Source organism: Nocardia sp. NPDC041819 (assembly GCF_055590505.1).
In genome coordinates this window covers 25,468-37,703 of record NZ_JBVJAP010000022.1, presented here as the reverse complement: position 1 = coordinate 37,703, position 12,236 = coordinate 25,468, and the positions used below count along the sequence as shown (strand labels likewise).

Sequence of the window (12,236 nt, the reverse complement as noted above, 5' to 3'; positions counted from 1 at the left end):
ACTCGAGTTGCCTCACGGGCAGCTCACCGGATTCGGTTAGGAGCAGGGGGAGCGAAGATGAACGCAGCCGACGTCATCCGCACCGCTCGACCAGGCGGCGCGGCCGCCGGAGTCGCCGGCGTCGACGCGAACGACTGGGGCCCTCGCCTGCGGGAGTACCGGAGAAACAAGCTCGACCTCAGCCGCAAACACTTCGCCGAACTCCTCAACGCCGCAGGCGCCAAACGTAACCTTAACGTCGCGTGCGATCAACGACACGTCGCTCGCTGGGAGACCGGCGCGGTGCGCAGACCAACTGACACATACATACAACTACTTCGGGACGTCGGCGCACCCGACCCGGACAGCCCTGCCCACTCGGATGACAAGTCCGCTGCCCACCCGGATGACACTGCGATGTCATATCTTTCGGGCTCCCCACTCGATACTGTTGACGATGTGGGAGGTCTGACTCTTCTCCAAGCGCTCGCCACGGCTGTAGTCGGATCGCCCGAGCTACTCGCGCCCTGGCTGCCCCGGTACAATGGTCACGTGCGCGGGCCGATCACCGGCAATGTGGGTGAGGCCGATCTCGAGCTCATTCGTACAGTGACGGCCGGACTGCGGCAGCTCGATCAGCGACACGGCGGATTCGCAATCATCGACCCGGCACAAGGGCTGCTTAGATCGGCAGTTGGACTGCTGGCAGGCTGCCGCGACGAACACACCGAGCGGGCGATGACCGTTGCCGTCGCCGACCTCGCCCGACTCGTGGGGTGGGCCTATCACGATATCGGTGATCAAGACCAGGCTCGTCAGCACACAACCCTCGCGCTGGTGTTCGCGCGACGAGCAGATGTGCCCAGTCTCGTCGCCTCGACGTTGTATGTGTTGGGGCGCATCAGTTTGATCGAGCGACAACCTCAGCAGGCGTTACGCGCGTTCCAACTCGGCCAGCTGCCCGCACAAGACGCGTCGAACTGTGGGGAGTCCGCACGGCTGTACGCGAACGAAGCATGGGCCCACGCCATGATGGGTGCCGAGACGCAGATGAAGGTGGCCCTGTCACGTGCAGAGGAGGAGAGCAGCAGGGTCGGCGAAACAGTCGATCCGTGGACAGCGGTGTTCTACACCCCTGGTGAGTTCACCGGGATGCGCTCAGTCGTCTACAACGAGCTGGCACTGACTGTTGATTCGAGCACGAAGGCCGAGCGATACACCATCGCGGCGGTCGAAGGCGCTCAAACGTCGCTACGGGTAGGCGCGCCTCATCGTCCCGCGCGCAGTGTCCTGTTCGACCAAACCACGCTGGCGACAGGTGCTTTCCGCCTCAACCATCTTCCGGCAGCCATCGACTCGGCGGTCCATGCCCTCCAGATGGCCGAAGCGGTGCGAAGCGCACGAGCGGTCGACCGGCTGGTGCGAATGACCGAGGCTGCCGAACCATTTCTGTCACAGTCCGGAGTGAAGGACATCTGCCATGAGGTACAGCGGTTAGCAGAGAATGTATCGAGTACAAGTGCTGCTGCGCGCTCGTTGATGGCCGACCTCAAACTAGGATGACTCTTTGGCGACCGACCTTTCGCCCTGCCGCGCTGCGGAGCTACGCGCAGCTGTGGACCAGGCATGCGACCACATCGCTCTCGATTCCACCGACGCCGAACTCATCAAGTACACCGTCAACGCAGTCTTCCGTTTGAAGACATCGCCGGTGATCGTGCGAGTAGGCACAGGCGAAGCGGGCGAGATCCGCGGAGCACGGATCGTCAACGTGGCACGGTGGCTGGCCAGTCACGGCGCTCCCACCGCACCGCTGCTCGATGTACCTCAGCCATTGCACCTGCCCGGACGTTTCACAGTCACGTTCTGGCGTGAACTGGACAACAGCTCGCCCTGGACGGCGACCGAGTTGGCTAGTCCGCTCAGAGAACTTCACCAGATCCACCCAGGTGACGCGTTTGACACACTGCCGGTGTGGAACCCGTTCGAGAACGCGCGTGGACGACTGGCCGAGGCCGACGGAGCTGTGACGTGCACAGATCTCGATTGGCTTCACGACGCTTGGGCGGCGGCCGAGACCGAGTACAAGCGGTGGGAACCAGAACTTCCCTTGGGGATCATTCACGGTGACCCACACACCGGTAATCTGCTGCGGGATCATTCCGGCGAGGTCGTACTGTGCGACCTCGATGAAGCCGGTATAGGGCCGCTCGTATGGGATCTCGTTCCCCAAGCTGTGGGTGCCGTGCGATTCAACCGTGCCGATTTCTACCAGCAATTCGTGGCAGCCTACGGTGCCGATGTCCGCGACGATCCCTTCTGGCCTGTGTTGGCACGCGTGCGCGAACTGATCATGGTGACCAGTGTTCTACCTGATCTCGGGCAGCGTCCCGCTGTCGCCGCCCAGCACGCACATCGCCTGAGGACTTTGCAAACCGAGCAGGCCGACGCGACCTGGAGCCTCTACAGATAACGGCCCTCAACCGAGCACGGCATAGGGAACAGCACCATCGGCCTCCACGCGCCCTGCACCCGTACCACGCGGTCGTCGTTCCACCGTAACGCAAGTCGCTCGTGTCAGAGCATCGGCGCCGAGGACGTATCGGGGCTGGCCCCCGGTTCTCCCGCGTCGGCCGCCCGAAGTGGCGTAGTCATGCCAACAGTCTCGGCCGAATTACCCACGCACGCGACTGTTTTTGATTCGTGACTTCAACAACAGATGGCGATGTCACCCTGGCGTGTCCGGTTGTCCGACCAGTTCCTGCCCGGTCAAATGCCCATTTCTGCCCTAGGGGATGTCATTGTGCCGCAACGCCTTCAGCGATTGACTCGGTGCATGAATGCAGGCGAAGTACCTTTCGCCGGCGACGTGATGGCGGTCTCGCCGAGTGAGGACACGCCTGCGCTCGACGATCAGTAGGGGATGAATCTGATGTGGTTCGGATACGCGCAAGAAGAACTGCTGCCCACTGCGCAGGCGCGCAATGCAGTCGTACGGGCCATGCATGACTATGCGGCGGCCTTCGCGTTCGGCCCGGGTCTGGTTGTCATCGAGCCGACTGCTCCGGAGCGGCTGTTGCGGGCGATCGTGGAGGATGTCGATCGCGCTGAGCCTGCGCTCGCGGTGATGCGGCGGTTGGAGTATGCGGCTGCGGCTCGGAACCTGCCTTTGGAGCAGCTGTTGGATGTGGGTTCGCCTCGCACGCAGTTGCTGTGGCAGGTGATGGAGGAGATCGAAGGCTGCGGTGGCGGTCATCTGATTGTGCCGTCACGCGAGCACTTGTCCGGTCTCGGACCGTCCGGCAAGGCGGTAATTCGGCGGCTGACGTACATGCCGCGAGCGCGCATCTACTACCTGCAGACCGCTGTCTCCCGCGACCGCGCCAGCGGGGAGGCACCCGATGCCGTTGTTCCCGGAGAGCCATCTCGGATGGGCGATCGGGTGCTGGCGGAGTCGACCGTTGGGGCGATACCGACGGTGACACGGTTCGACATCATCGAGGAGCTGACTCGGCGGGGCTGGCCGGAGTTGATGGATCCGGTGGACAAGCTCTATATGGCGTTGGCTGATGACGCCAACGCTGCGGCGAAGGCCGCTGGTGAGCTCGGCATCAGCCCCTTCGGCCACCAGGGCACCATTCGGCTGCTGCACCGCGAGGACGGTCGGTTGGTGGTCGAACTCCAGGAATCCCGCCACCGCGACGACCCGCCAGCCGAAACGCTGGCCGCGCTGTGCGCGCGTATCGAACGGTTCACCCACCGTGGTCGCACCGTCACCCGCTGCACGCTGTCTTCGGAGTACGCCCGACCAGTGACAGTGCCCGCCGCAAGCTCAGAGGGCCGATTGTGAACGGCGCGACGCGGCCGGGGCAGGCGGTGGTGTCATCGCACGCTGGCGGGCACGGTGTATCAGGCCCGGCGATGTTGTTGGCGCCGGAGCAGCTGCTCGCCGCGATCGCGGGACACCTCGAGGATGAAGCGCCGTTGATCGGGTGGGCGCGAGAGCTCGGTGATCTGCATGCCGTGCTGCTCCCCGGAGGTGCGGATTCACCGCGGCCGCCGGCTGATGCCGATGAAGCGACCGTGCGCACGGAGATCGCGGACATAGTCGAGCAGATCAATTCGTGGGCGGTGTTTCACCTGCCGCGTCCGAGCGGGTCGCGTAGATACACCCATTCTCTCGGCGAGGTGATCAGTCATGTCGCCGCGACGTACGCCGCCGCGTGGTGGACGGTCCGCCAGACCGATGACGAGCAGCTGCGTCACGAGGCGTGGTTCCACCTCGCTCAGGTGCGGGAAGGCTACGCCGATCTGCTGGCCGATATCCATGCCCGTCGTGTGGAGCTGCCCTTGGGTTGGCGCGGCATCCACCCAACACCATGACCTTGAGAACAGGAGCGACACGACCGGTGGACGCGCATGTCCCGAGCCTGGCTGGGCTGCCGCCCGCGAGCGAGTGGATCACCCACTTCGCCGCGCAGCTGCCCGTGCGGCACAAACCCCACCATCTGCGGGCCGTCCTCGCTGCGGCGGGGCTGCGCGCGAGAGCGTGGTTACGCGATCGAGGGTTCAGGAACGGTACTGCCGCTGCGGGCAGCCGAAGGCTGGAGTGGGTGGCGATGCTGTCCGCCTCGATGGTGGACGCGCATCAGCGCCGGGTCCAGGCCACCGAGCCGGACACACATGTGATCGACCGCGAGATCGCCTGGTGTGTCAGGACCCTGGACGCGAAGATCGCTGCGCTCCTCGACGTGCCCGCCGGACAGGTCGATGTCGGGCGACTGGTTTCCGCGATGGCTGCGCGGTGGGTGACCTACGCACGACACCCGCAAGACGGGACCGCCATAACGGGTGTGCTCGCCGCGCAGCGCGCCTACAGCGCCCGGGTATTCGCCGTCAGCCTCGCCGCCGCACTGACGGTATGCCGCCGGTCGGGCGACCTCGACGCATCGAACTGAGAGCCATTCCCCGCCGCGATGGCAGCGGACGGTCCTCGCTCCGTGTTCGCCCCGGTCTGACTCACCCTGATCGGCCACCTCACAACCCATCACCGACCTCAGCGGCGCCTGCGCAGGCGCCGCCAGCAAGTCACGCCCTCAGCACATTCGAAAGGATTCTCTTTGCGCACGTCACCTCACCACGGCTGTCTGGATGCACCATCGTCTCGGTCCGCCGCGCAGCCAACTGGTCCTGCGGTGTTCGATCGCCACACGGTCGTGTTCGACACCGATATCGGTCACGACCTCGATGACGCGCTGGCGCTGTGGGTCGCGGCCGAACTCGTCGCGAACCTGATCGTGGTCACCAACGACGAAACCCCCAACCACGACCGCGCCCGCTACGCCCGCGCATTCCTCGACCGGATCGGCCGCACCGACGTCCCCGTCGTCGCCGGCAGCACACTCGACGGCTCCGAAGACCGGTTCGTCATGCACGGCCACCTCCCCGAAGCGCGGCCGGTGCCCACCGACGTCGTGAACTTCCTCTCCCACGTGTGCGAAACCTCCACCGACACCATCATCTGGGTCGGGTGTGGGCCTGTCTCCAACGTCGCCGAGTTCTTCCTCACCTGCCCACACCACATCGAGCAGATCGAGTTCACCATGCAGGGCGGCTGGCTCGACCACTACCGCAACCCCAGCCGCGCCAGCCACAACCCGCGCATGGACCCCGCAGCCTTCGGGCTCGTCCTGCGCGCCGCGCACCGGCCCCGCTGCGTGCTGTCCACCCACACCAACACCCCCGAACTCGCCGTCGGCCCCGACTCCCACCTCTACACATGGCTGACCGCTCCCGACGCACCGCCGTGGGCCGGGCTCGTCGCCGCCAACGCCACCGAATGGTTCGCCCACCGGCCCTCGAGTTGGATGAACGACCCGGTCACCCTCGCCGCCGCCCTCGGCGTTCCTGTCGCCGAATTCGGCACCGAGACCGTGCGGATCGCCGCCGACGGCCGCATCTCCCGCCACCCGGATGGGCGCGTCATCGAGGTCTCCACCGGCATCGACTACCCCGCCGCCCGCGCCTGGCTGTCCGAAGTCCTGCCCCTCAACCCGCCACCGCAGTAATCCGGCCACCGGAAAACAGCGACGACTGCCCGGAAAGGAATCCCGAGACCATGCCCCTCCGCTCCGCCCTCACGACCCTGTTCTACTCCCTCACCGCGCTTTTCCTCTACCACGCCATCACCAGCCTTGCTCGTCGACGCACTGCCGCCGCGACCCACGACGTGCTCACCCACTACGGCACCGACCACCACGACACCACCCCCGGCGTCCCCCACAACTGAAACCCCAGGCCGTCGCGGCGTCGCCGGCCATACACCTGGGCTGGATCAAAACAACCACCCACCCGCCAAAGACCTTCAACGTCAAGGAATCCGATGATGGAACACGGAACCGTGAAATGGTTCGACAACACCAAGGGCTACGGGTTCATCGCCCGCGACAACGGCGGTGATGACGTCTTCGTCCACCACTGCGACATCATCGCCGACGGCTTCCGCAGCCTCGACGCCGAGCAGCGCGTCCAGTTCTCGATCGGACAAGGCCGCAAAGGACCCACCGCGCAGCAGGTTCGACCGCTGTGACCACCACCAGCACACCCCATCCCAGCACCGAGACCATCACGCCGCCACGCGAGGTGCGCAAGCACCGCACGCGCCACCGCTTGCTGCAGTCAGCCACGAAGCTGTTGCTCACCGACGGCTACCCCGCCACCTCGATCGACCGCATCGCCGAGAACGCCGGATACACCAAGGGCGAGTTCTTCACCCACTTCGATCACCTGCAGCAGATCGCCCACGACGTCGCTGACACGCTGACCCGCCATGCCATCCGAAGGATCGGCTACTTCCAGCCCCGTGACAGCGACCAGCTCATCGCCACCCTGGCCAGGTGGGCGTCCATCCTCATCACCCGGCCCGGCTGGATCCGGCTGGAACTCGACCTCGCGGCACTCGACCCATCCAGTCGCACCCAAGTCATCTGGCGGCGCAACCAGCTGCGCGATGAGGTCCGTGATCTGCTCACCAGCGGCACCGGCCCACAGGATCCGAGTATCGATCTCGACCTCACGATCTCGCTTCTGCTCTCGATGATCGTCGGCATGGCCACCCCACACACCGGCGACCTCCTCGCATCCCGGGCCACCACCCGCGACAAGGTCGACCTCGTCCTGCGCAGCGCCGGAATCGCCTGAAACCACCCCTGCGTCCGGCCGTTCACCCGCGGGCACGAGATCCCGATCACGGCTGCGCCGCTGCCCAGCCAGCGGCAGTCGCCGGCCGGAAAGCACCAACCGTCCGTGACCCGGGCCTCGGGGAAGCCGGCTTCGAGAACACGCGGGCCGCCCTCATAAGCGGGGGGCAGGGGGCAGGGCGATGCCGCCCCAGATTTCTTGGAAGGCCACGGGCCGGTCGATCTCCGCAGCGGGTATCCCGTGCTCGAGCCATACGTCCCGATAGGGGCGGAGATCCTGGCAGGGCAGATGCATCGCGTGCGTTTCAACGAAGTCCCGGGCCCGGCTGCTCAGGCTTTCCGGCGTTCGAGGGGCAGCGGCGCTCGCGCGACACTCATGAGCCGATAGCGAAGGCCGAGTAGCACGAACAGAGGAATCCGAGACCAGCGATCATGATGCGAGCCTAGATCGTGAATCACGGCGACCTGCAGCAGTCGGTGTTCGAACCTGCTGTGCATTGATCGGCAGACACGTCCGGGGAGAGTCGCCCACCTGCGGGTGTGGTGGCGTAGTGTTCCGCGCGACTACCGAGCACCCGAGGAGTTGCATGCGATGGCGGATCGCCACTTGATCGATGTCCATGTCTTGCTTGTCGAGGATGATCGGCTGTTGCTGACTCAGCGCGCCGGCCAGGATGCGTTCGCGGGCCGCTGGCATTTGCCGTCGGGCAAGCTTGATGGGGGAGAGCCGATCACGGCGGCTGCGGCGCGTGAGGCGTTCGAGGAGGTCGGTGTGGTCATCGACCCGGCGGATCTGCGTCCGGTTCACATCGTGCATGTAGCTGGTTCGGGCCCGGAACCGCGGCTGGGTGTGTTTCTGCGGGCGGTGCGCTGGTCAGGGCAGCCGGTGAATCGTGAACCGGAGAAGTGCGCGGCGGTGGCATGGTTTCGGCTCGATGAACTGCCTGATGACATCATCGAGTATCCGGAGATCGGGATCCGGGCCTTCCTGGACGGGGCGAAGGCGTCGTTCAGTGAGCACGGCTGGCCAGCGCTGACCACCGTGTAGCTCACCGGTAAGTACGGGCGTACTGCGCGCGGCTGAGCTCGGTGAGTTTGTCGCGGACGTAGTCGATCGGTGCGTTCGACAGTTGGATTCCGACGGAGAAGTTGAATTCGTCGCGGCCGTACATGGTTTCGTCGACGCCGCCTGAGGTGAGGTCGACGGGGGTGTAGTCGAGGAGTTGCTCGGGGGTGTAGCGGCCGGTCGCCATGAGCCGGGACCATTCCGGGGTGCCGGGGTAGGGCCGGAACTCGAACACACTGGCACGGAACTGTCCGGGTAGATCGTCGGTGGCGTCCCAGAGTTGGTGTATGAGGGTTTCGGTGTCGGTGATTTCTTGTGTTGTTTCGCCGGGGAAGCCGAGGATGAAGTAGCCCTTGACGTTGATGCCGCGCTCGAGCAGCCGCCGCACGACGCGGGAGGCCATGTCGGGGGTGATGCGTTTGTCGATGTAGCTCAGTACGCGTTCGTTGCCGCTTTCGATGCCGAGCGCGACTTCTCGTAGTCCGTTGGCGGCCAACACGTCGAGCATCTCGTCGGAGGTGTGGTCGAGGACGTTGATGCGGCCGGTGGCGTCCCAGCGTGCCCAGTCCCCGACCCGCTCGTGGGTGAAGGCGTCCATCATTGTCTCGATGACCTTTTTCCAGCCGAGGAACAGGTCGTCGACGAACCGGAACGCCTGCACGTCGAGCTGGTCACGCAGCAGGGTCATTTCCTCGATGATGTCGTGGGGTTTGCGGACTCGGATGGTGATGTCGGGGTTGGCGCTGACCGCGGCGCCGCAGAACGAGCAGTTGTAGGGGCAGCCGCGGGCGCCGACCATGTTCGCTTCCCAGCACCCGGCCTCGAAGTGCGGGTCCTGGCACAGGTAGGTGCGGTCGACGAACGGCAGCGTGTCGATGTTCGGCGCGAGGTGATGGTGCATACCCGGGATACCACCGGTCACCGGGGTTTTCATAATCGGGTCCAGCCACATCACCCCGGGCAGCCGTGCTCGGTTGCGGTGATCATCGAGCAGTTCGACTACCCGGGTTTCGGCTTCCCCGATCACCAGGGCAGCGCAGCGGCTCATCCGAGGGTCGGTGAGGATCGGTGTCGGCATCGCCTTGGCTTGGTGACCGCCGAGCATGAGAAGTATTTCCGGGTCCAGCCCTGCGGCGATGGTCGCGGAGATCGCGTAGGTCGGCGCGAGCAAGTTGAACCCGACCCAGCGCGGTCGTGCGGTGTTGACGAGCGCGATCGTGTCCGCGATGCCGAGGCCGTGGGCTTCTGCGTCGAGAACTCCGACGTTGTAGCCGTGGTGGGCGGCGTAGGTGGCGATGTAGCCCATGCCGAGCACGGGCAAGGTGAAGTCGTTGACTCGGGGCCGCAGCGCGTAGTCGCGTAAGGGCGCGTTCACCAGCAGCAGATCGAACCGGTGTCGCGGGTCGCCCCCCGCGATCAGGTCAGGAGACGCCTGCGGGTTGGAGTGTTTTTCCATTGTTGATCCCCCATGCCAGTGTGAGAAGAGTCCACGCGGACAGCTGATCTCCGGCCAGCTCCTCCCACGCGGCTTTGAAGGCCCGTGCGTCTTGGGGCCATTGCCGGTCGGGATTGAGCCGTCGGGCGGCGGGCTGGACGGCGATGTCGGAGTAGTCGTAGAAGGCGAAGTCGTTGGTGTAGTCGGCGACCGCGGTCCGCGCGGTCCACGGACCGACTCGGTCGATGGCTTGCAGCGTGGTGACCAACTCGGCAGGCGGCAGCTTCTCCCACTGCGATCCGTGGGTGAGGAAAGCGCGGGCGGCCGCGCGCAGAGCGCACTTGGGAAACGCTGCACCGACCTGCCGGAACTGTTCATCGGACAGGTCGAGGATCCGCTCGGGCGAGGGGAACAGCGACGCTGTCAGCCCGTCCCGGCCGACCGGCTCACCGTAGGCGGTGCAGAACCGTACGTAGCGTGTGCGGGCATGACCTGCCTGGATCACCTGCCGCATGATCGCCGCTGACAGCGCGTCCCACAGCGACGGATTCGCCACCCGCGCCACGGGGCCGGCGGCTTTGAGCGGCTCGACGAGGTCGGCGGGCCCGGCCAAGCACAGGGCAGGAACGACATTGACCATGCGGTATTCCCCGCCGCCCACACTGATCATGTAGTCGCCGGCGTCATCGCAGGCGACAGTGATCAACGCAGCTGATCCTCGGGCGGCGAGGGCCCGGTAGGCGATCCCGTCGTCGGTTCGCAGCCATCCAGGGTGGTCTGTCATGATCATGCAGTTGTCCCTTCGTTCGTCTGTTCATCCAGCAGGGGTACGACCAGGTCGGCGACGATAGCCGCGGTCTGGTGCGGCCCGAGATCGGTGCAGTCGATGACATGCACCGGCCATCCACGTGCGCGTAAGTGCTGCGCGAGGTCATCGAACATCTTCACCTGCTCGGCGGTACTACGCGCGGGATCGCGTTCGAACCGGTCGTGCGCGCCGCGCGCAGTCAGACGGCGGGCGATGGTGTCCGGATGCGCGCGCAGGAACACCGCCACGTCCGGCACCCGCACACCTTCATTGAGCTGCCACACCTTCTCAGCGGGCACACCATCGAGGACTTGCAGCACCAGACTCGAAGGCAGATGCCGGTCGCACACCACCACCTTCCCGGCTGCCAGTGCGGGGTCGATCTCCGTGGCCTGCTGGTGATGCCGGTCCGCGGCGACCAGGCAAGCCAGCACCATTCCGGTGTAGGTGTCGGCATGAGCACGCACGTAGGAGCCGAGCGCGGTGGCGCTCGGTTGGCGGGTGGAGTAAACCGAGATACCCGAGCGTTGCAGGTAATCGACGGTGGCGTTCACCGCGGTGGACTTGCCGACTCCGCCGGCTCCATCGAAGGTCACCAATCGTCCCGAAATCAGCTGTTTCATCGCTGCGCCCCCGCCCCCTCGTTGTGGAAGTGGCTCGTTCCGCCTACACCAGTGTGTAGCGCACACCGTTGACGTTTGTCTGTACCGCGACATCCGAGGTTGGAGTGCGGCAGCGAGGCTGGGAGGTAGATGCTGTTCGGGAGCCGGGTCAAGTGTGCCTTTGCGCCGGTCACGACCGCGGCCTTCCACGGTGTTGGCAGATGCGCCAATTGCTTTCCCAGCCAAACGGCCACATTGCTGATTTCTGTTGTGGCCCACCGTCGGTAGCCGCTGGCCGGATCGACGATGATCTGTCCGGACTCGCTCACGACCACATGCCTTTGCGTGAATTCGAACGGCATCAGGAGTCCTGCGGCTGTTGTCGCGATGGGCAGCACAGAACACACCGGGTGGGCAGGCCAGCGGTCCAGATGTGCCCCGAGCGCGGGGTCGGCCGGTAGGCCACATGCTGCCAACAGCCCGTCGTGCACGGTGATCTCCGCAGCCGACACCGTCTGCGATCGTACGAGCACCAGATCTTCCACGTACTCGACAACCATCGCCGCGTCAGCAGGGAAGTGAGGAAACTCGGCGGCGGACAGCGTGACCGCAAGAAGCCCCCGCAGCTGCGCGTCATGCCGAAGCACGCCGGCGATCGTGGTCGGTGAGCCGGTGGCGATCCAGCGCACGGCCGGAGAGGTAGTGGCGCATACCTTCCGGACCACAGCGAGAACATCCGCACTCGGATCCTCGACATCGGCAGCAGATGAGCCGTCGCTGTCGTGCTCGTGGTGTTGTTGCGGCGGTTGCGCCTGCGCGACGACGGGGACGTCGTCGCGCCCGACCGAGTCCAGGACGTAGCGGGCGCTTTGCAGTGCGTGGCTGCCGGCGTCACGGCTGATGACGAGTGCGAGATCCTTCGAGGCTGCGGCGCTCAGCAGTGCCAACAGGTAGCCGGGATCACTGCTGATCGGCGCCTCGAAAATGACCGGAGTGCGGGCGAGATCGCGCGGCGGCGGTCCGGCCTCGCGAAGCTTCTTGGCCAGGCTGTCCCAACCGTAGATCTCGGCGCGCCACAACTCGTGGTAGTACCACGCGACGGGGTCGCAGCAATCGTCATCGTCGATATCACCCACAGCGAGGATCC

General features: G+C 65.5%; 14 protein-coding genes. 10 read left to right on the top strand and 4 right to left on the bottom strand.

Annotated elements, in window-relative coordinates; all coding sequences use genetic code 11:
* Positions 1 to 57: 57 nt before the first annotated feature.
* The 10 genes from ACZ6DL_RS34870 to ACZ6DL_RS34825 all read left to right on the top strand — a co-directional run bounded on the left by ACZ6DL_RS34870 (position 58) and on the right by ACZ6DL_RS34825 (position 8,226).
* On the top strand, positions 58 to 1,542 hold the full coding sequence (locus ACZ6DL_RS34870) for a hypothetical protein (protein WP_466057637.1): 1,485 nt from the start codon (positions 58 to 60) through the stop codon (positions 1,540 to 1,542).
* A gap of 4 nt (positions 1,543 to 1,546) precedes the next feature.
* Positions 1,547 to 2,452, top strand: coding sequence for an aminoglycoside phosphotransferase family protein (locus ACZ6DL_RS34865; RefSeq protein ID WP_466057635.1), 906 nt, complete (start codon positions 1,547 to 1,549; stop codon positions 2,450 to 2,452).
* Positions 2,453 to 2,902: 450 nt separating this feature from the next.
* Positions 2,903 to 3,829, top strand: coding sequence for a hypothetical protein (locus ACZ6DL_RS34860; protein WP_466057633.1), 927 nt, complete (start codon positions 2,903 to 2,905; stop codon positions 3,827 to 3,829).
* 71 nt (positions 3,830 to 3,900) lie between these two features.
* Complete coding sequence (locus ACZ6DL_RS34855) at positions 3,901 to 4,362, top strand: hypothetical protein (RefSeq protein ID WP_466057632.1); 462 nt, start codon at positions 3,901 to 3,903, stop codon at positions 4,360 to 4,362.
* Positions 4,363 to 4,388: 26 nt separating this feature from the next.
* The gene (locus ACZ6DL_RS34850; RefSeq protein ID WP_466057630.1) at positions 4,389 to 4,937 is read left to right on the top strand and encodes a hypothetical protein; all 549 of its coding nucleotides are present in this window, start codon (positions 4,389 to 4,391) and stop codon (positions 4,935 to 4,937) included.
* A gap of 237 nt (positions 4,938 to 5,174) precedes the next feature.
* A complete protein-coding gene (locus tag ACZ6DL_RS34845) occupies positions 5,175 to 6,047 on the top strand; it encodes a nucleoside hydrolase (protein ID WP_466057628.1) in 873 nt (290 codons plus the stop codon).
* Between the two features lie 50 nt (positions 6,048 to 6,097).
* Positions 6,098 to 6,268, top strand: a complete 171-nt coding sequence (locus tag ACZ6DL_RS34840) for a hypothetical protein (RefSeq protein WP_466057626.1) — start codon at positions 6,098 to 6,100, stop codon at positions 6,266 to 6,268.
* A gap of 96 nt (positions 6,269 to 6,364) precedes the next feature.
* On the top strand, positions 6,365 to 6,568 hold the full coding sequence (locus ACZ6DL_RS34835) for a cold-shock protein (RefSeq protein ID WP_466057625.1): 204 nt from the start codon (positions 6,365 to 6,367) through the stop codon (positions 6,566 to 6,568).
* Entirely contained in the window at positions 6,565 to 7,179 is a 615-nt protein-coding gene (locus tag ACZ6DL_RS34830) for a TetR/AcrR family transcriptional regulator (protein WP_466057623.1), read from the top strand. The genes ACZ6DL_RS34835 and ACZ6DL_RS34830 overlap by 4 nt, the downstream gene beginning before the upstream one ends.
* 591 nt (positions 7,180 to 7,770) lie before the next feature.
* Positions 7,771 to 8,226 (top strand): NUDIX domain-containing protein, encoded by a 456-nt coding sequence (locus ACZ6DL_RS34825; protein ID WP_466057621.1) that lies wholly within the window; start codon positions 7,771 to 7,773, stop codon positions 8,224 to 8,226.
* A gap of 1 nt (position 8,227) precedes the next feature.
* Here the strand turns inward: ACZ6DL_RS34825 and ACZ6DL_RS34820 are convergent, their stop codons facing one another.
* The 4 genes from ACZ6DL_RS34820 to ACZ6DL_RS34805 are packed head-to-tail and all read right to left on the bottom strand — an operon-like array spanning position 8,228 to position 12,225.
* On the bottom strand, positions 8,228 to 9,700 hold the full coding sequence (locus ACZ6DL_RS34820) for a B12-binding domain-containing radical SAM protein (RefSeq protein WP_466057619.1): 1,473 nt from the start codon (positions 9,698 to 9,700) through the stop codon (positions 8,228 to 8,230).
* Positions 9,666 to 10,469 carry a DNA glycosylase family protein gene (locus ACZ6DL_RS34815; RefSeq protein ID WP_466057617.1) on the bottom strand — a complete coding sequence of 268 codons (804 nt, stop codon included), beginning with the start codon at positions 10,467 to 10,469 and terminating at the stop codon, positions 9,666 to 9,668. Before ACZ6DL_RS34815 ends, ACZ6DL_RS34820 begins: the two co-directional genes overlap by 35 nt.
* The gene (tmk, locus tag ACZ6DL_RS34810; protein ID WP_466057615.1) at positions 10,466 to 11,110 is read right to left on the bottom strand and encodes a dTMP kinase; all 645 of its coding nucleotides are present in this window, start codon (positions 11,108 to 11,110) and stop codon (positions 10,466 to 10,468) included. Before tmk ends, ACZ6DL_RS34815 begins: the two co-directional genes overlap by 4 nt.
* A complete protein-coding gene (locus ACZ6DL_RS34805) occupies positions 11,107 to 12,225 on the bottom strand; it encodes a hypothetical protein (protein WP_466057613.1) in 1,119 nt (372 codons plus the stop codon). The genes tmk and ACZ6DL_RS34805 overlap by 4 nt, the downstream gene beginning before the upstream one ends.
* Between the last annotated feature and the right edge of the window lie 11 nt (positions 12,226 to 12,236).

Bases quoted from the DNA above. Each gene is read 5' to 3' on its own strand.
- ACZ6DL_RS34825 (WP_466057621.1), top strand. From the start codon at position 7,771: ATGGCGGATCGCCACTTGATCGATGTCCATGTCTTGCTTGTCGAGGAT.
- ACZ6DL_RS34840 (WP_466057626.1), top strand. From the start codon at position 6,098: ATGCCCCTCCGCTCCGCCCTCACGACCCTGTTCTACTCCCTCACCGCG.
- ACZ6DL_RS34820 (WP_466057619.1), bottom strand. From the start codon at position 9,700: ATGGAAAAACACTCCAACCCGCAGGCGTCTCCTGACCTGATCGCGGGG.
- ACZ6DL_RS34855 (WP_466057632.1), top strand. From the start codon at position 3,901: ATGTTGTTGGCGCCGGAGCAGCTGCTCGCCGCGATCGCGGGACACCTC.
- tmk (WP_466057615.1), bottom strand. From the start codon at position 11,110: ATGAAACAGCTGATTTCGGGACGATTGGTGACCTTCGATGGAGCCGGC.
- ACZ6DL_RS34860 (WP_466057633.1), top strand. From the start codon at position 2,903: ATGAATCTGATGTGGTTCGGATACGCGCAAGAAGAACTGCTGCCCACT.
- ACZ6DL_RS34870 (WP_466057637.1), top strand. From the start codon at position 58: ATGAACGCAGCCGACGTCATCCGCACCGCTCGACCAGGCGGCGCGGCC.
- ACZ6DL_RS34835 (WP_466057625.1), top strand. From the start codon at position 6,365: ATGGAACACGGAACCGTGAAATGGTTCGACAACACCAAGGGCTACGGG.
- ACZ6DL_RS34815 (WP_466057617.1), bottom strand. From the start codon at position 10,469: ATGATCATGACAGACCACCCTGGATGGCTGCGAACCGACGACGGGATC.